The 23,100-nt window shown below is 69.3% G+C and carries 24 protein-coding genes; 16 read left to right on the top strand and 8 right to left on the bottom strand.

Translation table 11 applies throughout. The features are described 5' to 3' along the window. Positions 1-89 precede the first annotated feature (89 nt). Positions 90-458, top strand: coding sequence for a YciI family protein (locus ACLARN_RS23925; RefSeq protein WP_409493688.1), 369 nt, complete (start codon positions 90-92; stop codon positions 456-458). Next, a complete protein-coding gene (locus ACLARN_RS23930; RefSeq protein ID WP_409493689.1) occupies positions 446-1,666 on the top strand; it encodes an RNA polymerase sigma factor in 1,221 nt (406 codons plus the stop codon). The genes ACLARN_RS23925 and ACLARN_RS23930 overlap by 13 nt, the downstream gene beginning before the upstream one ends. On the opposite strand, the gene soxR is transcribed toward ACLARN_RS23930, so the two are convergent. Beyond that, entirely contained in the window at positions 1,656-2,102 is a 447-nt protein-coding gene (soxR, locus tag ACLARN_RS23935; RefSeq protein ID WP_409493690.1) for a redox-sensitive transcriptional activator SoxR, read from the bottom strand. The two genes, ACLARN_RS23930 and soxR, sit on opposite strands and share 11 nt — an antisense overlap. A gap of 52 nt (positions 2,103-2,154) precedes the next feature. Between soxR and ACLARN_RS23940 the strand changes: the two genes are divergently transcribed. After that, positions 2,155-2,772, top strand: a complete 618-nt coding sequence (locus ACLARN_RS23940) for a hypothetical protein (RefSeq protein ID WP_409493691.1) — start codon at positions 2,155-2,157, stop codon at positions 2,770-2,772. After that, on the top strand, positions 2,769-3,593 hold the full coding sequence (locus tag ACLARN_RS23945) for an NAD(P)H-binding protein (protein ID WP_409493692.1): 825 nt from the start codon (positions 2,769-2,771) through the stop codon (positions 3,591-3,593). The genes ACLARN_RS23940 and ACLARN_RS23945 overlap by 4 nt, the downstream gene beginning before the upstream one ends. A gap of 27 nt (positions 3,594-3,620) precedes the next feature. Here the strand turns inward: ACLARN_RS23945 and ACLARN_RS23950 are convergent, their stop codons facing one another. Beyond that, complete coding sequence (locus tag ACLARN_RS23950; RefSeq protein ID WP_409493693.1) at positions 3,621-4,505, bottom strand: LysR family transcriptional regulator; 885 nt, start codon at positions 4,503-4,505, stop codon at positions 3,621-3,623. A gap of 70 nt (positions 4,506-4,575) precedes the next feature. On the opposite strand from ACLARN_RS23950, the gene ACLARN_RS23955 reads away from it, so the two are divergent. Both ACLARN_RS23955 and ACLARN_RS23960 read left to right on the top strand, forming a co-directional pair. Next, complete coding sequence (locus ACLARN_RS23955; protein ID WP_409493694.1) at positions 4,576-5,934, top strand: FAD-binding oxidoreductase; 1,359 nt, start codon at positions 4,576-4,578, stop codon at positions 5,932-5,934. 8 nt (positions 5,935-5,942) lie between these two features. Beyond that, the gene (locus ACLARN_RS23960) at positions 5,943-7,124 is read left to right on the top strand and encodes an acyltransferase family protein (protein WP_409493695.1); all 1,182 of its coding nucleotides are present in this window, start codon (positions 5,943-5,945) and stop codon (positions 7,122-7,124) included. Position 7,125: 1 nt separating this feature from the next. On the opposite strand, the gene ACLARN_RS23965 is transcribed toward ACLARN_RS23960, so the two are convergent. After that, complete coding sequence (locus ACLARN_RS23965; RefSeq protein WP_409493696.1) at positions 7,126-7,542, bottom strand: nitroreductase family deazaflavin-dependent oxidoreductase; 417 nt, start codon at positions 7,540-7,542, stop codon at positions 7,126-7,128. Positions 7,543-7,587: 45 nt separating this feature from the next. Then, a complete protein-coding gene (locus ACLARN_RS23970; protein ID WP_409493697.1) occupies positions 7,588-8,262 on the bottom strand; it encodes an oxidoreductase in 675 nt (224 codons plus the stop codon). Positions 8,263-8,334: 72 nt separating this feature from the next. On the opposite strand from ACLARN_RS23970, the gene ACLARN_RS23975 reads away from it, so the two are divergent. Then, positions 8,335-9,183, top strand: coding sequence for a PaaX family transcriptional regulator C-terminal domain-containing protein (locus tag ACLARN_RS23975; protein WP_409493698.1), 849 nt, complete (start codon positions 8,335-8,337; stop codon positions 9,181-9,183). Here ACLARN_RS23975 and ACLARN_RS23980 read toward each other — a convergent pair. Next, the gene (locus tag ACLARN_RS23980) at positions 9,180-9,578 is read right to left on the bottom strand and encodes a RidA family protein (RefSeq protein ID WP_409493699.1); all 399 of its coding nucleotides are present in this window, start codon (positions 9,576-9,578) and stop codon (positions 9,180-9,182) included. The genes ACLARN_RS23975 and ACLARN_RS23980 overlap by 4 nt on opposite strands. 48 nt (positions 9,579-9,626) lie before the next feature. Between ACLARN_RS23980 and ACLARN_RS23985 the strand changes: the two genes are divergently transcribed. Beyond that, positions 9,627-11,978 carry a bifunctional salicylyl-CoA 5-hydroxylase/oxidoreductase gene (locus ACLARN_RS23985; RefSeq protein ID WP_409493700.1) on the top strand — a complete coding sequence of 784 codons (2,352 nt, stop codon included), beginning with the start codon at positions 9,627-9,629 and terminating at the stop codon, positions 11,976-11,978. Beyond that, complete coding sequence (locus ACLARN_RS23990; RefSeq protein WP_409493701.1) at positions 11,975-13,114, top strand: acyl-CoA dehydrogenase family protein; 1,140 nt, start codon at positions 11,975-11,977, stop codon at positions 13,112-13,114. Before ACLARN_RS23985 ends, ACLARN_RS23990 begins: the two co-directional genes overlap by 4 nt. Here the strand turns inward: ACLARN_RS23990 and ACLARN_RS23995 are convergent. Then, positions 13,089-14,483, bottom strand: coding sequence for a GH1 family beta-glucosidase (locus tag ACLARN_RS23995; protein WP_409493702.1), 1,395 nt, complete (start codon positions 14,481-14,483; stop codon positions 13,089-13,091). The two genes, ACLARN_RS23990 and ACLARN_RS23995, sit on opposite strands and share 26 nt — an antisense overlap. Before the next feature lie 84 nt (positions 14,484-14,567). Between ACLARN_RS23995 and ACLARN_RS24000 the strand changes: the two genes are divergently transcribed. Together ACLARN_RS24000 and ACLARN_RS24005 are read left to right on the top strand one after the other, a co-directional pair. Continuing rightward, entirely contained in the window at positions 14,568-15,815 is a 1,248-nt protein-coding gene (locus tag ACLARN_RS24000; RefSeq protein WP_409493785.1) for an ROK family protein, read from the top strand. A 132-nt stretch (positions 15,816-15,947) separates the two neighbouring features. Beyond that, positions 15,948-17,174 (top strand): ricin-type beta-trefoil lectin domain protein, encoded by a 1,227-nt coding sequence (locus tag ACLARN_RS24005; RefSeq protein WP_409493703.1) that lies wholly within the window; start codon positions 15,948-15,950, stop codon positions 17,172-17,174. Positions 17,175-17,246: 72 nt separating this feature from the next. Here the strand turns inward: ACLARN_RS24005 and ACLARN_RS24010 are convergent, their stop codons facing one another. Then, on the bottom strand, positions 17,247-17,894 hold the full coding sequence (locus ACLARN_RS24010) for a GntR family transcriptional regulator (protein WP_409493786.1): 648 nt from the start codon (positions 17,892-17,894) through the stop codon (positions 17,247-17,249). Positions 17,895-18,076: 182 nt separating this feature from the next. Here ACLARN_RS24010 and ACLARN_RS24015 point away from each other — a divergent pair, with 182 nt between their 5' ends. Genes ACLARN_RS24015 through ACLARN_RS24035 form a run of 5 tightly spaced genes read left to right on the top strand, consistent with a single transcriptional unit; the run spans position 18,077 to position 22,371 of the window. Then, positions 18,077-19,321: an MFS transporter gene (locus ACLARN_RS24015; protein WP_409493704.1), complete on the top strand. Its 1,245-nt coding sequence runs from the start codon at positions 18,077-18,079 to the stop codon at positions 19,319-19,321. Between the two features lie 26 nt (positions 19,322-19,347). After that, a complete protein-coding gene (locus ACLARN_RS24020; protein WP_409493705.1) occupies positions 19,348-20,142 on the top strand; it encodes a putative hydro-lyase in 795 nt (264 codons plus the stop codon). Continuing rightward, positions 20,142-20,900 (top strand): LamB/YcsF family protein, encoded by a 759-nt coding sequence (locus ACLARN_RS24025; protein WP_409493706.1) that lies wholly within the window; start codon positions 20,142-20,144, stop codon positions 20,898-20,900. Before ACLARN_RS24020 ends, ACLARN_RS24025 begins: the two co-directional genes overlap by 1 nt. Continuing rightward, positions 20,900-21,517, top strand: coding sequence for a 5-oxoprolinase subunit B family protein (locus ACLARN_RS24030; protein WP_409493707.1), 618 nt, complete (start codon positions 20,900-20,902; stop codon positions 21,515-21,517). Before ACLARN_RS24025 ends, ACLARN_RS24030 begins: the two co-directional genes overlap by 1 nt. Continuing rightward, entirely contained in the window at positions 21,514-22,371 is an 858-nt protein-coding gene (locus tag ACLARN_RS24035) for a biotin-dependent carboxyltransferase family protein (protein ID WP_409493708.1), read from the top strand. Before ACLARN_RS24030 ends, ACLARN_RS24035 begins: the two co-directional genes overlap by 4 nt. A gap of 70 nt (positions 22,372-22,441) precedes the next feature. Here the strand turns inward: ACLARN_RS24035 and ACLARN_RS24040 are convergent, their stop codons facing one another. After that, positions 22,442-23,074, bottom strand: a complete 633-nt coding sequence (locus tag ACLARN_RS24040; protein WP_409493709.1) for an alpha-ketoglutarate-dependent dioxygenase AlkB family protein — start codon at positions 23,072-23,074, stop codon at positions 22,442-22,444. Between the last annotated feature and the right edge of the window lie 26 nt (positions 23,075-23,100).

Here is a 23,100-nt window from a genome sequence, read left to right on the forward strand (position 1 = left end):
GTCCTCGAAAAAAGTTTGCCGCCGCTGTCGAATCGGCGGGAAGCCCTTCGTATAGAGGGTGACAAGCCGCTTCGCTACAGGAGGACGCCATGACCCAGTACCTGCTCAGCCTCTACCAACCCGACGGCCCCATCCCGCCGCCGGAATTCCTGGAGCCGATCGCTCGCAAGCTCCAGGCGCTCAACGGCGAGATGCAGGCCGCGGGCGCCTGGGTGTTCGCCGCGGGGCTGCACCCGCCGACCACGGCGACCGTGCTGCGGGCCAAGGAGAACGGCGACATCGTGATGACGGACGGCCCGTTCGCCGAGGGCAAGGAGCATCTGGGCGGGTTCACCGTCGTCGAGGTGCCGGATCTGGACGCCGCGCTCGACTGGGGCCGCCGCATCGCCGAGATCACCGGCCTGCCGATCGAGGTCCGGCCGTTCCAGGGTGAGGAAGACCCTTCGTGCGTCCCCTGACCAATGAGGACATCGGCCGCGTCTTCACCGAGGAGTACGGCCGCGCGGTGGCGGTCCTGGTCCGCGTCTTCGGCAGCATCGACATCGCCGAGGAAGCGGTCCAGGACGCCTTCGCCGCGGCGGTGGACCGGTGGCCGTCCACCGGTCTGCCGCCGAGCCCGGCCGGCTGGATCATCACGACCGCCCGCAACAAGGGCATCGACCGGTTGCGCCGCGAAGCCGCGCGCGACGACAAACACGCCCAGGCCGCGCTCGTCCACGCGGTCGACGAACCAGCGGAGGAGGGACCCGTGCGTGACGACCGCTTGCGCTTGCTCTTCACCTGCTGCCACCCCGCGCTGGCCGTCACCGCGCAGGTCGCGCTGACCCTGAAACTGCTGGGCGGGCTGACCACCGGCGAGATCGCGCACGCGTTCTTCGTCCCCGAGACGACGATGGCGCAACGGCTGGTCCGGGCGAAGGGCAAGATCCGCGACGCGAAGATCCCGTACCGCGTCCCGGGCGACGCCGATCTGCCGGACAGGCTGCGTTCGGTGCTCGCCGTGGTCTACCTCGTGTTCAACGAGGGGCACACGGCCAGCTCCGGCGAACGGCTGGTGCGCGACGACCTGTGCGCCGAAGCGATCCGGCTCGGCAGGCTGCTCGCCGACCTCATGCCCGACGAACCCGAGGTCACCGGGCTGCTGGCGTTGATGCTGCTCACCGAGTCCCGCCGGGCCGCCCGCACCGGCCAGGACGGCGACGTCGTCCTGCTGCCCGATCAGGACCGGTCACGGTGGAACCGGGAGTTGATCGCCGAAGGGCAGACGCTGGTCCGTGCCTGCCTGCGGCGGAACCAGCCCGGTCCGTACCAGATCCAGGCGGCGATCAACGCCGTCCACAGCGACGCCGACGGCGCGGAAAGCACGGACTGGTCGCAGATCGTGCAGCTGTACGACCTGCTGCTGACGCTGAACCCGACGCCGGTCGTCGCGCTCAACCGCGCCGTCGCGGTGGCCGAGGTGGACGGCCCCGGCGCGGCACTCGACGCGATCGACGAGCTGAAACTGGAGGACTACCACCTGTACCACGCCATCCGCGCGGATCTGCTGCACCGGCTCGGCCGCCCGGCGGAATCGGCACAGGCCTACGAGGCGGCGATCCGGCGGGCGGAGAACAGTGCCGAACGGCGGTTGCTGGAACGGAAACTGGCCGCGGTCAGTCGTTGATCAGCCTGGCCGGGCCGGGACCTTGGGCGGCGAGGACGTCACCGGGATTGACCAGCACACACTGCTCGAAGGACAGGCAGCCGCAGCCGATGCATTCGGTGAACCGGTCGCGCAGACACTCCAGTTTCGCGATGCGCTCGTTGAGTTCGGCGCTCCAGCACTCGGAGGCACGCTGCCAGAACGCTTGGTCCGGCGCGGCGCCCTCCGGCAGGAAGTCGAGTACGGCGCCGATCACCTCCAGGGGGATGCCGAGGTGGTGCGACGCGCGGATGAACGCGACCAGGCGGAGCGTGGCGCGGGGGTACCGGCGCTGGTTTCCGCTGGTTCGCCTGCTGCTGATGAGGCCCTGGCGTTCGTAGAACCGCAGGGCGGAGGTGGCGACACCGCTGCGTTGGGCCAGCTCGCCGATGGTCAGCTCGGCCGGTGGTTCGGACATGTCCACGATCCTAGCTTGACTTGAACCCTTGTTTAAGTTTCATGCTGGAGGCATGACGGAACAGGGGATCACGAGAACGATCGTCCATAAAGGACATTGGCCGACACCGGACGAGGAGCTGGTGGCGGTGGCGCGGGAGTGGCCGAGTGCCGAGGCCGCACGCGAGGCGTTCGAGCGGCGCGGGGGCGAAGGACTCGTCTCCTTCACCGCGTACGAGGGAATCGACCACGACGGCGCCTTCACCTACGAGCAGTGGACCAGTGAAGACGCCATCGAGAACTTGGACGGCGCACCCGTCTACCGCCTCTACCGCGGGAACCGGGGCGAGGGGATCCCCGGCGCGCTCGTGGTCGTCTCGGTCGAGTTCGAGGGGCCGGACGAACAGCGGCAGCGGGACTGGATCGACCTCGTCTTCACCGCGCTGGACTCGGAACCCGCGCGACCGGAAGGCGGGGTCTCGGGGTACTTCCACGTGAGTACCGACGGGACCCGCGTACTGAACTACGCGGAATGGACCAGCGCCGAAGCACACCTCGCCGCGCTCGCCGCCCCCGGAGCGAACGGCATCGGCACGACCGACGTCTGGAAGAAGGTGCAGACCTACCCCGGCATGACCGAGGGCGGGTCCGTCAAGCGCTACCGCCCGATCGTCTCGGCGGTGGCGGCATGAAGCCGATCCTGGTCGCCGGAGCCACCGGCAACGTCGGTGCGCAAGTAGTCGCCCAGTTGCGGGCGCGGGACGTGCCGGTCCGGCCGCTGAGCCGGAACCCGCCGCCGGACGGCGTCCGCGGCGACCTGACGAAACCCGAGACGATCGCGCCGACCCTCGACGGCGTCGACACGGTGTTCCTGATGCTCAACGGGTCCGCCGAGGCGCTCCTGCCCACGGTGTCGCTGCTCGGCGAACGCGTGAAACGAGTGGTGTTCCTGTCTTCGGGTGCCGTCGACGATTCCTTGGCAGAGCAGGACAACCCCATCGGCGCCTGGCACCGGACCGTCGAAGAGGCGATCGAAGCGGCGGGCGTCGACTGGACTTTCCTGCGGCCGCACGGGTTCGCGACGAACACCCTCGGCTGGGCGCCCGCGATCCGCGCGGACGGCGTCGTCCGAGGGGTCTACGGCGAAGCGTCGATGCCACTGGTCCACGAAAAGGACATGGCAGCGGTGGCCGTCGAGGCGCTGACCGGTACTGGGCACGCGGGGGCGAAGTACGTCCTCACCGGCACGCGGCCGATCACGCAGATCGAGCAGGTCCGGATCATCGGCGAGGCCGCTGGCCGCCCGGCCCGCTGGGAGGAGATCCCACTGGAGGCCGCACGAGAGGCGATGCTCGCGAAGATGCCGGACTTCATCGTCGACACGATGCTCGCCGGGTTCCGGGCACTGGCGGCGGAACCGAGCGAGGTCACCTCGACCGTCCAGGACGTCACCGGCAGGCCGGGACTGGACTTCGAGGCCTGGGCGGCCGACCACGCCGCCGACTTCCAGTAGCGCGGGAGGTGACCGCGCTGTGGCGGCTCACAAACCGAGCAGCGCCCGTGCCTGACTGATGAACGCGCGGGCGGCGGGGCTGACCGGCCCCTCCGTCCGCCAGGCCAGCGCCAGTTTCGCGCGCAGCCCGGCCGGTCGCGTGATCTCCATGGCGTGCAACTCCGTGTAGTGCGTCGCCAGCGACATCGGCACCACGGCGACGCCGAGCCCGCGTCCGACCAGTTCGGCGACGACGTTCGGATCACCCGCCTCCAGCGTCACCCGCGGCCGCGCACTGTCGGCGAGGAAGGCCGCGTCGACGATCGCACGCATTCCGGTGCCCTTCGGCAGGCTCACCAGCGACCGGCTTTCCAGTTCCGACAGCGTGATCGTGGCCTGCGCGGTGAGCGGATCCTCCGGGCCTGAGATCGCGACGAGCGGCTCGTCGAGGACGACCTCGAAGCCGATCCCCGGCGGCGGTTCGCCGGAAAGTCCGATCAGCGCGATGTCGAACCGGCCGTCGGCGACGCCCGCGAGCAGGACGTCGGAGGTCGCTTCGGCGAGCGTGATGTCCACCGCGGGATGGTGTTCGTGGAACCGCGCCAGCAGATCCGGCAGGTTGACCGGGCCGCGCGAGGACACCATGCCCATCGCGACTTGCCCGCGGACCAGCCCGGTCAGTTCCTCGACCGCCTGCCGCACCCCGGCGACGGCGGCGAGCGCGGCCCGCGCGTGCGGCAGCGCGGCGGCACCGACCTCGGTCAGCCGCACCGCCCGCGCCGACCGGTCCAGCAGCGGCTGCCCGAGTTCGCGTTCGAGACGGCGGATCTGGGCGCTGACGCCGGGCTGCGCGACGTGCAGCCGCTCGGCGGCCCGGGTGAAGTTCGCCTCCTCGGCCACCGCGACGAAGTATTCGAGCTGACGCAGTTCCATAACCGATGATTCTAGTTGCCAGACAAACCAGATCTTGGACTTCTGGCCGGATCGAGACCAGGCTGGTGTCATGACCACGATGCTCCGCCCCGGCGATTCCGGTTACGACAACGAACTCGCCGGCTTCCAGACCGCCGTCCCCCGACGTCCCGCCGTGATCGTGCCCGCGGCTTCGGCCGCCGACGTCGTCGAAGCGGTCCGGTACGCCGGCGAACACGACCTCCCGATCGCGGTCCACTCGACCGGGCACGGCGTTGGCGTCCCCTTCGAGGGCGGCGTCCTCGTCACCACCCAGCGGATGACCGGGATCCGGATCGACGGTGACATCGCCCGCGTCGACGCGGGCGTGCGCTGGGGTGCGGTCATCGAGGCGGCCGCCGAACACGGGCTGGCACCGCTGAGTGGCTCGTTCCCCGGCGTCGGCGTCGTCGGCTACACCCTCGGCGGCGGGTTCAGCCTGCTCAGCCGCGAGTACGGCCTCGCCGCCGACCGCGTGACCGCCATCGAGGTCGTGACCGCCGACGGCGAACTCCGGCGCGCCACCCCGGACACCGAACAGGACCTGTTCTGGGCGCTGCGTGGCGGCCGCGACAACTTCGGGATCGTCACCGCGCTCGAGTTCCGGCTCGTCCCGGTCACCCGGCTGTACGGCGGCAGCCTGCAATTCGGCACCGAATCGCTGGCCGCGGTGCTCCGCGCCTGGCGTGACTGGGCGGCGGAGATGCCGCGCGGGATGACGTCGTCGCTGGCCATGGTCCCGATGCCGGACCTGCCGATGGTGCCCGAGCCGCTGCGCGGGCAGCACGTCGCGCAGATCCGGATCGCGTACCTCGGCGACGCCGCCGAGGGCGAACGCCTGGTCGCGCCGCTGCGCGCCGCCGCCAAGGTGCTCGGTGACACGCTCGCCGAGATCCCGTTCACCGAATCGGGCAAGATCGCGAACGAGCCGCCGTTCCCGCACGGCTACCGCGCCGACAACGCCACCGTGTCCGAACTGAACGACGCGATGCTCGACGCGATCCTCGAACACGCCGGACCGGGCGCCCCGGTGCCGACCGTCGTCCTGCTGGACCTGCTCGGCGGCGCGCTGTCCGACGTGCCCGAGCACCCCGGCGTCGACTGGGACCGCGAAGCCCGCTTCACCGTCCGGGCACTGTCCGTAGTGGAAGACGTTTCGATCGCGGAGATCCGGAGCGCGCACGGGAAGCTGTTCGAAGCGCTGAAGCCCTGGTCGACCGGCAAACTCCTGACCTTCGTCTACGGCGAGAGTGACCCGGCGGAGGAAGCGTCCAAGGTGTATTCCCCGGCGGATCTGCGGCGCCTCGCCGAGGTCAAGGCGGCCGTCGACCCGGCGAACCGGTTCCGGCTGACGCACAACGTCGTACCGGCGAATGGCACCCGTATACTTCCGGGCCGATACCGCCGTTAGGGGGCACTGTGCGCACTTTGGACCATGACGAGTTCCTCGCCATGCGTCGGTTCCCCGCGCTCGACGGGCTGCGTGCGATCGCGGCCACCATCGTGATCCTCTTCCACTTCGCGGGTCCGAAGTGGAGCTGGCTTTCCGGCTGGGTCGGTGTCTACATCTTCTTCGTGCTGTCCGGTTTCCTGATCACGACGCTGCTGCTGCGTGAGCAGGACCGGACCGGCCGGATCTCGCTTTCGGCGTTCTACCTGCGCCGGGTGTTCCGGATCCTGCCGCCGTACCTGGTGATCCTCGGCGGGATCGTCGTGTTCGTGTGGTTGCGCGGCGAGTTCTTCACCCGCGAGTTCCCGCACGCGCTGAAGTACTATCTGACGTTCTTCAACGAGTTCTTCCCCGCCAGCAGCCCGAAGGGCCCGGACAACTTCTTCAGCGGCTCGTGGACGCTGGGCATCGAGGAGAAGTTCTACCTGGTCTGGCCGTTCCTGCTGGTGGTCGCGGGCGCGGTCGGGCTGGCCGCGGCCTGGCGCAAGCTCGCGCTGGCGTTCGCCGCGTTCGCGCTGATGGCCGGGCTGGTTGGGGTCACCAGCGGCTGGGTGCTCAACGGGCCGCAGGTGCCGATCTACCGGTCGACGGTGCACTACGCGATCCTGCTGATCGGCTGTGTGCTGGCGATCGCGATGCACTACCGCCGGTCCTACGCGGTGATCAAACCGCTGACCCATCCCCTTGCCGCGATCCCCGTGTTCGGCGCGTTCGCGGTGCTGCACGTCAACATGGAAAGCCTGTGGTGGGAGACCGGCAGCAACCTGGGCCTGTTGATCGCCTACGGCCTGCTGTCGGCGATGTTGCTGGTCGTGCTGGTCTCGCCGGGGCCGCTGCGCTGGCTGCTCGCGACGAAGGTGATGCGCTTCGTCGGTGAGCGCTCGTACTCGCTCTACCTGCTGCAAGGACCGGTGCACTTCGCCGTGGTCGCGGCCATCCCGCCGCTGGGCGAGCACCGGATGATCAGCGCGCTGACCGTGTTCGCGGTCGGACTGGGCATCGCGGACCTGATCCACCGCTGGGTGGAGCAGCCGATGATCGTCACCGGCAAGAAGCTGATCGCGCGCCGCCAGGAGCGCAAGGCGCTGCGTGCGGCCGAAGCCGAACTGAAGAAGCCTGAGGCCGTCGAGGCCCCCAGCGGCGCGCGCTGACTCAGCGGGAGAGCGTGACGATCGGGATCACCCGGTCGGTCTTCTCCTGGTACTCGGCGAAGCCCGGCATGAGGCTGACCATCTTCGCGTAGAGACGGTCGCGCTCGGCGCGGTCTTCGAGCACGATGGTCGCGGTCGCGTCGAACTTCTCCGTGCCGACCTCGATGGTGACCTTCGGGTTCGCCACGATGTTGTGGTACCAGGCGGGGTTCTTGTCGGCCCCGGCATACGACGCGACGACGACGTACTTGCCGTCCTCTACCGCGTACGCGAGCGGCGAGGTGCGCGGCTCGCCGCTCTTCGCCCCGGTGGTCGTGAGAAGCAGCAGGGAGCCGCCCTCGAACGGGCCGCCCACCTTCCCCTCGTTCTCACGGAATTCCTTGATGACGTTCTTGTTCCAGTCCAGCGGGTCGGACATCTTTCCTCCAGAATCGATCTTTCTCCCGCCGAGGCTACTTCAGTCTCAGCACAAGAGGACGTCGAGAATTCCCGCGGCCACTTCGAGGGCGTGCGCCTGTCCCGGGCACCGCTTGGACCCTGCGCCGAACGGGCGCTTCGCCAGGTCCACCTCGACGACCTCGCCGCCGACCCACCGCCGGGTGATCCGGACCGGCGGGTCCTCGCGCAGGACACGGTCGAGCAGGCTCACGGCGTCCTCGCCGGGCCGATGCGCGGCCAGGGCCTTGCCGAGCAGCTTCGCCGTCGCGTCACAGGCCTGCACCAGCAGCCCGATCCGCGCGGCCGTCCGCTCGCCGACGTCACCACCGCAGGCCTCGATCAGCCGCCACATAGCCTCCTCGGCGTCGGGGCCGGTTTCGGTGTGCGGGTGGTAGGCGGCGGAAACCGTTGCGATGTCACGGGAAACGTCCGGCAGGCCGAGTTCGGCGGCCAGGACGGCGACCGGGACCGTCCACACGATCCGGTCCACCGGATCGTCCCGCAGTTCCCGGGTGAGCGCGAAGGCCTTGTCCCGCAACGACGCCATCGGCGCGAGTTCGGCGAGCACGAGCGCGCGGCGCCGCGCGTGGTCCTCGGGGCGGCTGAACCGGGCGACGTTCGCGCGCAGCCATCGGACGCCACCCGGCTCGACGTCCTGCGGCACCGGCGGGACGGGGGCTTCGATCAGCGGATTCTCCATACCGCGACGCTAAGTGCGGAACGCTTCGGTCACGACCGAAAGATGGGCCCACCGTCGTTGTATGGTGACCGGGTGACGGTCGTGTCGGAGGCAACCGAAGTCGACGGCGCGGGGCGGACGGCGCAACCGCGCCAGCTCATCGTGACCGTGTACGGCCTCTACTCACGCGGCGAAGGCGGCTGGCTTTCGGTCCGTTCCCTGATCGATCTGCTGGCCGGAGTGGACGTCGAGGAACCCGCCGTCCGGTCGTCCATTTCCCGGCTGAAGCGGCGCGGGATCCTTTCCGCGGTGCGCCGGAACGGGACGGCCGGTTACGAGCTTTCCGAGACCGCGCTGGCGATCCTGCGCGAAGGCGACGAGCGGATCTTCCGCCGCGCCCGCGCCACCCCCGGCGACGGCTGGCTGCTCGCGGTGTTCTCCGTCCCGGAAGCCGAACGGCACAAAAGGCATGTTCTTCGCACCCAGCTCGCCAAGCTCGGCTTCGGGACGGCGTCGTCCGGTGTCTGGATCGCGCCCGCGCACCTGCGAGACGCGACGGCGGACATGCTGCGACGGCTCGAACTGGAGGACTACGCCGATCTCTTCCACGCCGAGCATCTGGCGTTCGGCGACGTGCGGGAGAAGATCCGCGACTGGTGGGACCTCGACCAGCTCGAAACGCTCTACACGGCTTTCCTCGACGAGCACACACCCGCCCACCGGCGCTGGCAACGGCGCAAGACCACGGACGAGGCCGAAGCGTTCGCCGACTACGTCCGGGTGCTGACCGACTGGCGGCGCCTGCCGTACCTCGACCCCGGGCTGCCCGCCGAACTGCTGCCGCCCGCGTGGGCCGGGATCCGGGCGGCGGACCTGTTCTTCACGCTGCACTCGCGACTGGGCGAGGCCGCGGCCGCCCACGTCTCGCGCACTCTCCCTTAAACGACAGCGAAGCCCTGCACCTCGACCAGTGCCTCGACGTCCCAAAGACGGCTGACGCCGATCCCCGCCATCGCCGGGTACTCACTCCCGGCCAGCCGCTTCCACACCGCGCCGATCTCGCGCGCGTGGGCGCGGTAGTCGTCCATGTCGACGATGTAGATGGTCACGCTGCACAGGTCCGACGGCGTTCCGCCCGCCGCGCGCAACGCGGTGAGCAGATTGGACAGCGCGCGTTCGAACTGCTCGACAACGCCTTCGCCGACGATGCGGTTCTCCTCGTCCAGCGCCGTCTGACCAGCGAGGAAGACGAATCGTCCACTCGCCGCGACAGCGTGCGAGAAGCCGGAAGGGCGGCCGAGTCCGGGCGGGTTGATGCGCTCCATACGGGTCAGCATATCCCGCGTCGTTGACGGTCGTACATACCGCGACATACCCTGAGCGACGTGCGTATCGCGGTGTTAGGCGGCGGCCCGGCGGGGCTCTACTTCGCCACGCTGGCGAAACAGCTCCATCCAGATCACGAGATCACCGTCTGGGAGCGCAACGCGCCCGACGACACCTTCGGGTTCGGGGTGGTGTTCTCCGACGAGACCCTCGGCGGCATCGAACACGCCGATCCGGTGATCCACGCCGCCATGCGGCGCGAGTTCGCGCGCTGGGACGACATCGACGTCCACTTCCGCGGCACGGTGCACACCTCCGGCGGGCACGGGTTCGCCGCGATGAGCCGCAAACGGCTGCTCGGCATCCTCCAGGAACGCTGCGCGGAACTCGGCGTGGACGTGCGTTTCCGCACCGAGGCGCCGAGCGTGGCCGAGGCGAGCGCGACGTACGACCTGGTCGTCGCGGCGGACGGTGTCAACTCGCCGACCCGCGCCGCGCTGGCCGAGACCATCGGGCCGGATATCCAGACCCGGCGCTGCAAGTACATCTGGCTCGGCACCGACCTGGTCTTCGACGCCTTCAAGTTCCACGTGCTCGAGACCCCGCACGGGATCATGCAGATCCACGGCTACCCGTACAGCGACACCGCGAGCACCTTCATCCTCGAACTCCACGAGGACGTCTGGCAGCGCGCGTTCGGCGGGATCGCCGCGACGTCACTCGCGCCCGGCGAGAGCGACGAGAAGTCGATCGAGGTCATCCGCGAACTATGCGCGGACGTCCTCGGCGACCACCAGGTGTTCGCCAACAACTCGAAGTGGACCGCGTTCGCCACCGTGCGCTGTGCGAGCTGGCGGCACGAGAACGTCGTCCTGCTCGGCGACGCCGCCCACACCGCGCATTTCTCCATCGGCTCCGGCACGAAACTCGCCATGGAGGACGCGCTCGCGCTCGCCGCCTGCCTGCACGAGCAGTCCGATTTGGACAGTGGCCTGAAGGCGTACGAGACCGAGCGCCGTCCCGTCGTCACCTCGACCCAGCGCGCCGCCCAGGCGAGCCTGGAGTGGTTCGAGAACATGGGTCAGTACACCCATCAGGACCCGGCGCAGTTCGCGTTCAACATCCTCACCCGCAGCCGCCGCGTCACCTACGACAACCTCCGGCTGCGCGATCCCGAGTTCGCCGCCGAGCTGGACGCCTGGTTCGCGTCCACTGTGGACTCCGACGTCCGGCCGCCGATGTTCCAGCCGTTCCGCATCGGGAACCTGGACCTGCCGAACCGCGTCGTCGTCTCGCCGATGGACATGTACTCCTCCGATGACGGTGTCCCGACCGATTTCCACCTGGTGCATCTGGGAAGCAAGGCACTCGGCGGCGCCGGGCTGGTGATGACCGAGATGGTCTGCGTGTCCGAGACCGGCCGCATCACCCCGGGCTGCGGCGGCCTGTACACCTCGGCGCAGGAGCAGGCTTGGGCGAGAGTCACCGACTTCGTCCACGGCAACACTCCCGCTCGGACCGGTGTCCAACTGGGACACTCCGGCCGCAAGGGTTCGACGAAACTGATGTGGGACGGGATCGATCAGCCGCTGCCGGAGGGGAACTGGGAGGTCTGCGGTCCGTCCGCGATCCCGTACAGCGAGGCGAATCAGACCCCGCGCGAACTCACCGTCCCCGAGCTGCACGAGATCCGTGAGCAGTTCGCCGATTCCGCCCGTGCCGCCGGCCGCGCCGGATTCGACCTCCTCGAACTCCACTGCGCGCACGGCTACCTCCTGTCGTCCTTCCTGTCCCCGCTGACCAACCGCCGCACCGACTCCTACGGCGGCTCGCTGGAGAACAGGCTGCGCTTCCCGCTCGAAGTCTTCGACGCGGTCCGCGCGGCGTGGCCCGCCGACCGGCCGATGACGGTCCGCATCTCCGCGACCGACTGGTATGACGGCGGGATCGACGTCGACGAGGCCGTGGAGATCGCGCGCGCGTTCGCCGAGCACGGCGCGGACGGCATCGACGTCTCGACCGGCCAGGTCGTCAGCGAGGAGAAACCCGAGTACGGCCGCAGTTATCAGACGCCGTACGCCGACCGCATCCGCAACGAGATCGGGCGCGAGTACGGGATCGCGGTGATCGCCGTCGGCGCGATCTCCTCCTACGACGACGTCAACTCGCTCATCCTGGCGGGCCGCGCGGATCTGTGCGCTCTCGGCCGGACCCATCTCTACGATCCACAGTGGACACTGCACGCCGCCGCCGAACAGGACTATCCGATGCCGTGGCCGAAGCAGTACGCGGCGGGCAGCCGGAAACCGCAGGGCGGCCGCAGCGACGGGCCGAAACCACGGCTGGAACTCCTTCGCTCGGGGGAACCCGGCACCGCGCACGCCCGCTGGCGATCTGGGAGTGATCGATGACCGCCTTCGCGCTGAACCCGGACCAACGCGCCTTCGCCGACGAAGTCCGGCGGCTGGGAGCCGAGAAGCTCCGCCCGCTGGCCGAATCCGGCACCGAAGGCGCGGTCAACCGGCCGCTGCTCAAGGAAATGGGCGCGCTCGGCCTGCTTTCCCGGTTGTTCCCCGGTGTCGACGGCGGCAGCCCGAGCCGCGAGGCCGCCGCGACGGATCTCTGCATCCTGCGGGAATCCCTCGCGAGCCAGAGCACCGAAGCCGAGACAGCGCTGGCGTTGCAGGGCTTGGGCACGTATCCGGTGTTGCAGTCCGGACAGGATTCGCAGGTCTCCAAGTGGGTTCCCGCCGTCGCGGCGGGTGACGCCGTCGCCGCTTTCGCGCTCACCGAGCCGAACGCGGGCTCCGACGCGGCGGCACTCGAACTCGCCGCCGAGCCCGACGGTGACGGCTGGCGGCTCACCGGCGAGAAGATGTGGATCTCCAACGCCCCCGAGGCCGACTTCTACAGCGTTTTCGCCCGCACCACACCGGAAGCGGGCTCGCGCGGCGTCTCCGCGTTCGTCGTCCCCGCAGACCGCGCCGGGCTTTCCGGCGAGCACCTCGACCTCGTCAGCCCGCATCCCATCGGCACCCTCGTCTTCGACGGCGTCCGGGTCGAGCGAGACGAACTACTCGGTGAGCAGGACCGTGGTTTCGGTGTCGCGATGCGGACGCTGGATCTCTTCCGGCCGAGTGTCGGCGCGTTCGCCGTCGGGATGGCGCAAGCCGCGCTCGACGCCGCCGTCGCCCACGCCCAGACCCGGGTCGCGTTCGGCGGTCCGTTGCTGAAGCAGCAGACCGTGGCACACACCCTCGCTGAAATGGCGACCCGGATCGAGGCGTCGCGTCTGCTCGTCTACGCCGCGGCCGCCGCCTACGACGCGGGCGAGCGGAACCTCGCAGGGCGGGCCGCGATGGCGAAACTGTTCGCCACCGAGACCGCCCAATACGTCGTCGACTCGGCCGTGCAGATCCACGGCGCGCGGGCGCTGCGGCGAGGGCATCTGCTCGAACACCTCTACCGCGAGGTCCGGGCACCGCGGATCTACGAAGGCGCGTCCGAAGTCCAGCGGACGATCATCGCGCGGTCCCTGACTTCTTGACCCGCGCGACGATGTCCCGGTAGGCAAGCCCGCTCTGTTTGATCGTCCGCGCCTGGGTGTCCCGGTCGACCCGCACCAGGCCGAGTCGTTTGGCGTAGCCGTACGCCCATTCGAAACTGTCCAAAAAGGACCAGGCGAAGTAGCCGCGGACGTCCGCGCCCGCCTGCCGCGCGGCGGCCGTAGCGGCGATGTGCGCGGACAGGTACGCGGCGCGGTCGTCGTCGCGGACGAAGCCGGTCTCGTCGGGGACGTCGGCGAAAGCGGCGCCGTTTTCGGTGACGTAAAGCGGCAGACCGGGATAGTCCCGGCTGAGGCGGACGAGTAGTTCGGTGAGCTTGTCCGGCAGGATCTCCCACCCCAGCGCCGTCGACGGCGCCCCGAACGGGACCTTGCGGAACGACGGCATCCCGAACTGCTCGACGGCGTCCCCGTTCTCCTCCACCCCGGAATACCGCGTGCCGAAGTAGTAGTCGACGCCGAGGAAGTCGAGCGGTGCCGCGATGATCGACGGGTCCCACGGCTCGGACGGCAGGCGGATGCCCTGCCGCGCGAGATCATCGAGGACGTCCTCCGGGTACCGGCCGTGCACGAGCGCGTCGAGGTAGAACCGCGTCCCGAGCCCGTCTTCGAACCGGGCGGCCTCGCGGTCGGCCTCGCTGGGCGTGGCCGGGTCTGCGGTGCTCAGGTTGAGCGTGATGCCGAACTTCGTGCCGGGTGGCGCGAGTTCCCGCATCCGCCGCACGGCGAGGCCGTGGCCGAGCAGCAGGTGATGCGCCGCCGCCATGCCCGCCTTCGCGTCCCGGCGGCCGGGCGCCATCACCCCGTGGACGTAGCCGTGCATGGCCGTGCACCACGGCTCGCTCAGCGTGGTCCAGTGTCGGACGCGGTCGCTCAGCCGCTCGAACACGAGCATCGCGTAGTCGGCGAACCGGACAGCGGTGTCGCGCGCGGGCCAGCCGCCCGCGTCTTCGAGATGCTGCGGCAGATCCCAGTGGTAGAGCGTCAGCCACGGATCGATGCCGTTGTTGAGCAGTTCGTCGACCAGCCGGTCGTAGAAGCCGATCCCGGCGGGGTTGACGCCGCCGCGTCCGCGTGGCTGTACGCGGGGCCAGGAAACGGAGAACCGGTAGGTGTCGACGCCGAGTTCCTTCACCAGCGCGATGTCGGCGGGCATCCGGTGGTAGTGATCGCAGGCGACCTCGCCGGTGTCACCGTTGTCGATCGCCCAAGGCGACTGGCCGTAGGTGTCCCAAATGGACGGTGTTCGTCCGTCTTCGGCGACCGCGCCTTCGATCTGGTAGGCCGAGCTGCCGACCCCCCATCGGAAATCGGACGGCAGGGTGCCGATGAGTTCGCGTTCCCCCGTCATAATGCCCGCCCGCCTTATTTCACCAGTTAATACATGGCGGAGGCTAAGGTCGTGGGGCATCCTGGAAAGGTCCGCCGCCATCAGATGGGTATCCGCATGCCTGCCAAGCGCACCACCGTCCGTGACCTGCGGCGGCACAACCGTTCCCTCCTGCTGTCGAAACTCTACTTCGACGGCCCGCTCAGCCGCCACGAATTGAGCGGTCTGACCGGTTTGAGCGCCGCGACCGTCAGCAACGTGACCGCCGAACTCGGCGAAGAACGCCTCATCACCGAAGCCGGGCTGGTCGAATCCGACGGCGGCAGGCCGCGCGTCCTGCTCCGCGTCGACCCGGCGTACGGCCACGTCGCCGGCGTCGACATCGGCGAGACCGGCGTCAAGGTCGAACTGTTCGACCTCACCATGAACCGGCTCGCCACCGTCGAACACCCCCTCGCCTCCCCGCGACCCGACGCGGCCGCGGCCGTCACCCAGGTGGCGTCCGGGATCCGGGAAGTGATCGCGGAATCGGGGATCGACGAAGCGACCGTGCTCGGTGTCGGCGTCGGCGTTCCCGGCACCGTCGAACAGGGCGCGGCGCTCCGCGTCCACGCACCCACCATCGGCTGGAAAGAAGTCCCGCTGACCGATCTTCTGCGCGCGGAAGGCGTCGAGCTGCCGTTGTTCGTCGACAACGGCGCGAAAACCCAGGGCCAGGGGGAAATGTGGTTCGGCGCCGGCCGCGGTGCCCGGCACGCGGTGATCGTCCTGATCGGGTCCGGGGTCGGTGCGGCCGTGGTCACCGACGGCACCACCTACCGGGGTTCCACCAGCAGCGCGGGCGAATGGGGCCATACGACGATCGTCTACGGCGGACAGGAATGCCGCTGCGGATCGCGTGGCTGCCTGGAGTCCTACGTCGGCGCGGAGGGTGTCCTCTCGCGTTATCGCAAGGCACGCGGCGGGAAATCCACGACGGGTGAGGACGAGCAGACGCAGTTCGCCGCCCTGCTGGCGTCGGCGGGCAAGTCCAAGGCCGCGGCCAAGGTGCTCGAGGAGACGGCGGGTTACCTCGGCGCCGGGATCGGCAACCTGATCAACCTGTTCAACCCGGAGCGGATCGTGCTGGGCGGCTGGGCCGGGCTCGCGCTCGGCGAGGAGTACCTGCCCGAGATCCGGCGCGTGGCGGGTGCGCACGCGCTCGCGCACGTGTTCGACCAGACCGAGATCGAGCTCGGACAGCTCGGGCCGGACGCCGTCGCCATAGGAGCCGCCACCCTCCCGGTCGCCGCCCTGCTCGACCAGGGCGCGGACCCGCGGACGGCCGGTTCGAAGCGGGGCACGGCCGCCTGACCTTAATTCGAGTTCGAAAAATACGTCTTGTCGCAGTGGTAAAGACCATGCATACTTTGTTGCCAGGCGCAACAAAGTAGTTCCGCCGTGCGCCTCCTCCTCGGGTCCCCAACGGTCAGAGAGGCGACAACGATGTCCATCTCCTCCCGGTTCCGATGGGCCGCGGCGCTCGCCGCCGCCGTCCTGCTCGGCTCGCTCCCGGCGACAGCCCAAGCCCCTGCCTCCGAAGCCGCGGACCTGGCCGCGACGTTCACCGACGACTTCAACGGCCCCGCGGGCGCCGGCATCGACACCTCGAAGTGGCATTTCGAGACCGGCGACAACGTGAACAACCACGAGCGCCAGTGGTACACGTCCGGGACGAACAACGCGGCGCTCGACGGACAGGGCAACCTGGTCATCACCGCGAAGAAGGAGAATCCCGGCAACTACAACTGCTGGTACGGGCGCTGCGAGTACACCTCGGCCCGGCTGTCCACGCAGGGCCAGTTCACCCAGACCTACGGCCGGTTCGAAGCCCGCATGAAACTGCCGCGCGGACAGGGGATGTGGCCCGCGTTCTGGATGCTCGGCGCCGACATCGGCAACGTCGGCTGGCCCAACAGCGGCGAGATCGACATCATGGAGAACGTCGGTTTCGAGCCGAACACGGTGCACGGAACGCTTCACGGCCCGGGTTACTCCGGCGCGAGCGGCATCGGCGCGGGCTACAACGGCCCGAACTTCTCCGACGACTTCCACACCTACGCCGTCGACTGGGCGCCGAACCAGATCCGGTGGTTCGTGGACGGAAACCTCTACCAGACACGCACCCCTGCCGATCTCAACGGCAACCGCTGGGTCTTCGACCACCCCTTCTACCTGATCCTGAACCTCGCGGTCGGCGGCTATTGGCCGGGTGACCCGAACTCCAGCACCGTCTTCCCGCAGCGCCTCGTCGTCGACTACGTGCACGTCAACTCCAGCGACACCGCCGGGAGGACCGGGCGGATCACCGGCATCGGCGGCAAATGCGTCGACGTCGCCGCGGCGAACACCGCCAACGGCACACCGATCCAGCTCACCGACTGCAACGGCAACGCGGCGCAGAACTGGACCGTCGGCGGCGACGGCACGATCCGCGCGCTGGGCAAATGCCTGGACGTCTCCGGCGGCTCGACCGCGGACGGCGCCGTCGTCCAGCTGTGGGACTGCAACGGTTCCGGCGCGCAGCGATGGGCGATCAGCGGCGCACGCGACATCGTGAACCCGCAGGCGAACAAATGCCTCGACGCCACCGGGAACAGCTCCGCGAACGGCACCCGCCTGCAGCTCTGGACCTGCGCCGGCACCACCAACCAGAAGTGGACCACCCCTTAACGCCCCCCGCAATCCGGCACCTGCTTGCGATAGTTCGCCTTCCCAACTACCGCAACCAGGTGCCGAATTGCGTCAGGGGGAGCGTTCGGCGTAGGCCTCGACGAGCTGGTTTTCGGCGTCGGTGAGGTACTGCGCGAGGAGCGCTTCGGCACCGAGGCCATCGCCTGCCTCGACGCGCTCGAGGATCTCCGCGTTGCGCTTGAGGTACGGCTCGTGGAAGCGCCGCGGGTCGGCCATCATGTGGAACACCAGCCGCAGCTCGGCCAGGATGCCGCGCATCAGCTCGTCGATCCGTTCGCTGCCGCTGAGTTCCGCGATCGCCGAATGGAACCGGATGTTCGCGGTGCCCAGGTCCTGCCAGCGTTCACTCCGCTCGGCCAGCCTGCCGTCCTCGACCAGGCGCGCGAGCTTCGCGAACGTCGGGGGCTTCTCCGTCACCGCCCGCACCGCCGAGCACTCGACGACCTTGCGCACCTTGTAGAGGTCAACGACGTCCTCGACGGGCAGCACCCGCACGAAGACGCCGCGGTTGAGCTCGTGGGTCAGCAGCCGTTCGTGCGTGAGCAGCCGGAAAGCCTCCCGCAACGTGTTGCGGGAGACGCCGAGCGCCGAGCCGATGTCGTGTTCCGACAGCCGTACGCCGGGCAGGAAGAAACCTTCGGCGATCCGCGTGCGCAGGACACCCGCGACCCGCTCGGCGGTGCTGGTGCGGCTGATCATGCCCCGGTCGGCTTCGAGTCCTTGCACTGAGACGGGACCACCCTCCGCGATCGTCACGTAACCGATCCTACCTAGGGACAAGAGGACCAGCCAAGGATCCTCTTGTGGAATTGTTGAACAATACTTACAGTGGCTACTCATGTGACCCGTGCCACGATGAGATTCACCCTCTGGAGGTGCCGATGAACGCGACAGCCACTACCGAAGACACACGCCCCTTCGCCTGGTTCCGCACGCTCGGTTCGCGCGGCCGCAAGGCCTTCGTCGGCGCGTTCGGCGGCTACGGGCTCGACTCGTTCGACTACCAGACCCTGCCGCTGGGCCTGGCCGCCATCACCGCCTACTACGGACTTTCCGGTGGTGAGGCGGGCCTGCTCGGCACGACGACGCTGGTGGTTTCGGCGATCGGCGGCATCGGCGCGGGCGTCCTCGCCGACCGCATCGGCCGCGTGCGCACCCTCCAGATCACCATCGCGATGTACACGATCTTCACCGTGCTCTGCGGGTTCGCGCCGAACTTCGAAACGCTGCTGATCTTCCGCGCCCTGCAAGGCCTCGGTTTCGGTGGTGAATGGGCCGCGGGCGCCGCGCTGGTGGCGGAGTATTCGCAGGCGAAGTACCGCGGCCGCACGGTCGCCTTCGTCCAGAGTGCCTGGGCGGTCGGCTGGGCGCTGTCGGTCGTCGTCTACACGGTCGTCTTCAGTATCTGGAGCCCGGACATCGCGTGGCGCGTCATGTTCTGGACCGGCGTCATCCCCGCGCTGCTGGTGCTGTGGGTCCGCCGCAACGTCCAGGACGCGCCCGTCGCGGAAGCGGCCAGGACCGCCAAGAAGGAACGCGGCTCGCTGGCGGGCATCTTCAAGCCGGACCTGCTGCGCACGACGTTCTTCGCCGCGCTGCTCGCCACCGGTGTCCAGGGCGGTTACTACACGCTCGCGACCTGGCTGCCGAGCTATCTGAAGACCACGCGCGGCCTCACCGTGATCGGGACCGGCGGCTATCTCGCGTTCCTGATCTCCGGCGCGTTCATCGGGTACGTCACCGGCGGCTATCTCACGGACATCCTGGGGCGCAAGAAGACGTTCCTGCTGTTCTCGGTGTTGTCGGCGGGTCTCATCATCGCCTACACGCAGATCCCGCCGGGTGCGAACACGCTCGTACTGTTCCTCGGCTTCCCGCTCGGGTTCTCGATGTCCGCGATCTTCAGCGGGTTCGGCGCGTTCCTCGCCGAGCTGTACCCGTCGGCGTTGCGCGGGACCGGTCAGGGCTTCACCTACAACCTCGGCCGGGCCATCGGCGCGACCTTCCCCGCCGTGGTCGGTTTCCTCGGCGCGGGCGGCGCGATGGTGTTCGGCGCGGTCGGCTACGGCATCGCCATCCTGGCGCTGCTCGGCCTGCCCGAGACTCGCGGCCGCGAACTCCTGTGACGACAATCGGAAGAGGAGGCACCGCGATGACCACTTTCGACGAACCGGCGACGATGTCCCCGGGCGAGGCCCGCGCCCTGTTCCGCACGGGCACGGAAAAGCCGACGACCGGCTGGGCGAACGGGTTCACCCAGACCAACCTGATCGCCGTCCCCGAGGACTGGGCCTACGACGTCCTGCTGTTCTGCCAGCGGAACCTCGGGCCTTGCCCGGTACTCGACGTCAGCGACCCCGGCGACCCGTCGACGCGGCTGGCGCGCGGCGCGGATCTGCGCACCGACCTGCCGCGCTACCGCGTCTGGCAGAACGGCGCGCTGTCCGGTGAGATCTCGGACGCGAGCGGGTTGTGGCGCAGCGACATGGTCGCGTTCTCGATCGGCTGTAGCTTCACCTTCGAATCGGCGATGGCCGCGGCGGGGATCCCGCTGCGGCACGTCGACCAGGGCCGCAACGTGGCGATGTACGTGACGAACCGCGAGTGCGTCCCGGCCGGGCGGCTGCACGGGCCGATGGTGGTCTCGATGCGGCAGATCCCCGAGGACCGCGTCGACGACGCCGTGCGCATCACCCGCGGAATGCCGGCCGTGCACGGCGCGCCCGTGCACATCGGGGATCCGGCCGCGCTCGGGATCCCCGATCTCGCCCACCCCGATTTCGGGGACGCGGTCGCCGCGGAACCCGGTGACGTGCCGGTGTTCTGGGCGTGCGGCGTGACCCCGCAGGCGGCGCTCATGGCCTCGCGACCGCCGTTCGCGATCACGCACGCGCCGGGCTACATGTTCGTGACCGACAAGCTCGACAGTGAGTTCAGGGTGGCCTGATGGATCTCAACAGTGACCTCGGTGAGGGTTTCGGCGCCTGGAAAATGGGCGACGACGACGCCATGCTCGACATCGTCACCAGCGCGAACGTCGCGTGCGGCTTCCACGCCGGTGACCCGTCGGTGATGCGGCGAGTCTGCGACCGCGCGGCGGAACGGGGAGTCGTCATCGGCGCCCACGTCGCGTACCGCGATCTGGCGGGCTTCGGACGGCGGGCGATGGACGTCGCCCCGGCCGATCTGGCCGACGACGTGCTCTACCAGATCGGCGCGCTCGACGCGTTCGCTCACGCGGCGGGGACACGGGTGCGGTACGTCAAACCGCACGGGGCGTTGTACAACACGGCCGCGGTGGATCCGGAGCAGGCGGCCGCGGTGGTCGAGGGGATCCGGCGGTTCCATCCCGCGCTCGCACTGCTGTGCCCGCCGGACTCGGAAATGGCCAAGGAAGCGGGAAAAGCCGGATTCCCCGCGTACGCCGAAGCCTTCGCGGACCGCGCGTACACGCCGGAAGGTCTTCTCGTCTCCCGGAAACTGCCAGGCGCCGTGCTCCACGACGCCGACGCCGTCGCCGACCGGGCGGTCACGATGGCGACCACCGGCAAGGTCGTCGCCGACGACGGGACCGAACTGAGCCTCCAGCCGCATTCGCTCTGCGTGCACGGCGACACACCCGGCGCCGTCGAACTGGCGCGACGGATCCGCGCGGGACTGAGCGCGTCGGGTGTCCACATCGGATCGTTCCTCGAGGCCACCTGATGCGAGTGCTGCCCTATGGGGCGCGTGCGGCCATGGTCGACTTCGACGATCCGTCGGAGGTGCTCGGGCTGCACGCGTCACTGGCGCAGGATCCGCCGGACGGCGTCGTCGAACTGGTCCCGGCCGCGCGGACCCTGCTCGTCCGGTTCGATCCCGGCCGGACACACCACGACCGGCTCGCCGATGCGATCCTGGACAAGTCCACTGTGGACGTCGCGCCACGCGAGTCGGCCGAGATCGTCGTGCCGGTGCGCTACGACGGCCCGGACCTGGCCGACGTCGCGGCCGCGGCCGGAATGTCGGCGGAGGCGGTCGTCCGGCGGCACGAGGACGGCACGTATGTCTCGTCGTTCTGTGGTTTCGCACCGGGTTTCGCGTATTTGACCGGCCTCGACCCCGCCCTCCACCTGCCGCGCCGGACGAGCCCGCGCACCCGGGTGCCCGCCGGATCGGTCGCGATCGCGGGCGAGTACACGGCGGTGTACCCGAACGCCTCACCCGGCGGCTGGCAGTTGATCGGACGGACCACGCTGCCGGTGTGGGACGTCGACCGGGAGCCGCCGAACCTGCTGGCGCCGGGCACGCGAATCCGGTTCTCTTCAGCGGTTTTCCGATGACCTCGAAGATCGAAGTCGTCCGGCCGGGGATCTTCGCCACCGTACAGGATCTTGGGCGCCCCGGCCTGGCCGCGATCGGCGTCGGCCGATCCGGTGCCGCCGACCGCGGCTCACTGCGGCTGGCGAACCGTCTGGTCGGGAACCCCGAAGGCAACGCGGCCCTGGAGGCGGTGCTGGGCGGCCTCGTCCTGCGGTTCTCGGCACCGGCGACCGTCGCCGTCACCGGTGCGCCCTGCTCGATCACCGCGGGCGGACTGGCCGTCGGCCCAGACTCGCCGATCTTCCTACGCGCGGGTGAAGACCTCGTGCTCGGCACGGCTTCTCGGGGTTTGCGTTGCTATGTCGCCGTGCGCGGCGGCATAGACGTCCCGCCGGTGCTGGGTGCCCGGGCGACCGACACCCTCGGCAAACTGGGACCGCCGGTGTTGTCGGCCGGGATGACCTTGCCGGTAGGCCACCGCGTTGTGGACCATCCCGGTGTCGATCTCGCACCTCGTGCTCCCCTGCCCGACGCACCGGTTCTGCGGATCACTCCGGGGCCCCGGGTTCCGTGGTTCGTTCCCGGCGCACTGTCCACTTTGGTCACTTCTGGTTACGTCGCCACCTCCGACGTCGATCGAGTGGGTGTGCGGCTATCGGGTGCGGCGCTTTCGCGGGCACGCGATGGGGAGTTGCCACCCGAGGCCGCCGTGCCCGGCGCGTTGCAGATTCCCCCTTCGGGGCAGCCGATCCTGTTCCTGGCCGACCACCCGGTGACCGGGGGCTACCCGGTGATCGCGGTGGTGGACGAGGCCGATTTGGATCTGGCCGCGCAGGTTCGGCCGGGACAGCGGGTGCGGTTCCGGCTCGCTTGAGGCTTTTGAGCGGGTCACGTCGGGTTCCCCCTGCCTCAGACCCCGAGTAAAGAGAAGGACGCGAAGCGCCTTAAGAATGCGAAGCAAGCCCCGAAACCCGCAAAGTGATGTTCAATCGCCCCACCAACCCCAACTCCGGATCAGCGCTCCCCGGCACCACCTTCGGCACCCCGTGAAAAGCCAGCCGCGATTCCCCGCCGAACACGAACAGATCCCCCGACCGCAGATCCACATCCGAATAAGGCCTCCCGCGATCCGACGTGTTCCCGAACCGGAAGACGCACGCGTCTCCCAGGCTCAGCGACACGACGGGCTCCAGCGAGGCCTCGTCCTTGTCCTGGTGCATCCCCATCTTCGCGGCGGCGTCGTAGAAGTTCACCAGCGCGATGTCGGGCTCGTACGACGCGGACCCGTGGGCATCGAGGACGGCCCGCCGCCCCAGATCGCCCAGCCAGGAAGGAAACGGAAGCACCGGGGAGCCGTCGTCGGTCACCCGCGAATACCGGTACGGGTACCAGTGCCACCCGAGACAGACCGTCCGCACGGACATCACGCCGCCGTTCGGCAGCCTCGTCTGCCGGTAGCCACGCCAGCCGCGGCAGGCTTCGACCAGACGGCGTTGTTCATCGAGATCGAGCCAGCCGGGGACGTGCACCGCACCGGGCGCGACTTCGGCCCTCGGGCGAGGGATCAGCGCATCCACCCGTCGATTGAACCAGGACGCGCGCC

It is taken from the genome of Amycolatopsis sp. cmx-11-12, assembly GCF_046269425.1.
Classification (GTDB): Bacteria; Actinomycetota; Actinomycetes; order Mycobacteriales; family Pseudonocardiaceae; genus Amycolatopsis.

What these genes read in the sequence shown, in the direction of transcription:
- ACLARN_RS23945 (WP_409493692.1), top strand. Translation starts at nt 2,769, where the DNA reads ATGAAGCCGATCCTGGTCGCCGGAGCCACCGGCAACGTCGGTGCGCAA.
- ACLARN_RS24010 (WP_409493786.1), bottom strand. Translation starts at nt 17,894, where the DNA reads ATGATCAGCCGCACCAGCACCGCCGAGCGGGTCGCGGGTGTCCTGCGC.
- ACLARN_RS24020 (WP_409493705.1), top strand. Translation starts at nt 19,348, where the DNA reads ATGACCACTTTCGACGAACCGGCGACGATGTCCCCGGGCGAGGCCCGC.
- ACLARN_RS24000 (WP_409493785.1), top strand. Translation starts at nt 14,568, where the DNA reads ATGGGTATCCGCATGCCTGCCAAGCGCACCACCGTCCGTGACCTGCGG.
- ACLARN_RS23925 (WP_409493688.1), top strand. Translation starts at nt 90, where the DNA reads ATGACCCAGTACCTGCTCAGCCTCTACCAACCCGACGGCCCCATCCCG.
- ACLARN_RS24015 (WP_409493704.1), top strand. Translation starts at nt 18,077, where the DNA reads ATGAACGCGACAGCCACTACCGAAGACACACGCCCCTTCGCCTGGTTC.
- ACLARN_RS24030 (WP_409493707.1), top strand. Translation starts at nt 20,900, where the DNA reads ATGCGAGTGCTGCCCTATGGGGCGCGTGCGGCCATGGTCGACTTCGAC.
- ACLARN_RS23965 (WP_409493696.1), bottom strand. Translation starts at nt 7,542, where the DNA reads ATGTCCGACCCGCTGGACTGGAACAAGAACGTCATCAAGGAATTCCGT.
- ACLARN_RS24035 (WP_409493708.1), top strand. Translation starts at nt 21,514, where the DNA reads ATGACCTCGAAGATCGAAGTCGTCCGGCCGGGGATCTTCGCCACCGTA.
- ACLARN_RS23955 (WP_409493694.1), top strand. Translation starts at nt 4,576, where the DNA reads ATGACCACGATGCTCCGCCCCGGCGATTCCGGTTACGACAACGAACTC.
- ACLARN_RS23990 (WP_409493701.1), top strand. Translation starts at nt 11,975, where the DNA reads ATGACCGCCTTCGCGCTGAACCCGGACCAACGCGCCTTCGCCGACGAA.
- ACLARN_RS23940 (WP_409493691.1), top strand. Translation starts at nt 2,155, where the DNA reads ATGACGGAACAGGGGATCACGAGAACGATCGTCCATAAAGGACATTGG.
- ACLARN_RS23995 (WP_409493702.1), bottom strand. Translation starts at nt 14,483, where the DNA reads ATGACGGGGGAACGCGAACTCATCGGCACCCTGCCGTCCGATTTCCGA.
- soxR (WP_409493690.1), bottom strand. Translation starts at nt 2,102, where the DNA reads ATGTCCGAACCACCGGCCGAGCTGACCATCGGCGAGCTGGCCCAACGC.
- ACLARN_RS23970 (WP_409493697.1), bottom strand. Translation starts at nt 8,262, where the DNA reads ATGGAGAATCCGCTGATCGAAGCCCCCGTCCCGCCGGTGCCGCAGGAC.
- ACLARN_RS24005 (WP_409493703.1), top strand. Translation starts at nt 15,948, where the DNA reads ATGTCCATCTCCTCCCGGTTCCGATGGGCCGCGGCGCTCGCCGCCGCC.
- ACLARN_RS24025 (WP_409493706.1), top strand. Translation starts at nt 20,142, where the DNA reads ATGGATCTCAACAGTGACCTCGGTGAGGGTTTCGGCGCCTGGAAAATG.
- ACLARN_RS23950 (WP_409493693.1), bottom strand. Translation starts at nt 4,505, where the DNA reads ATGGAACTGCGTCAGCTCGAATACTTCGTCGCGGTGGCCGAGGAGGCG.
- ACLARN_RS23980 (WP_409493699.1), bottom strand. Translation starts at nt 9,578, where the DNA reads ATGCTGACCCGTATGGAGCGCATCAACCCGCCCGGACTCGGCCGCCCT.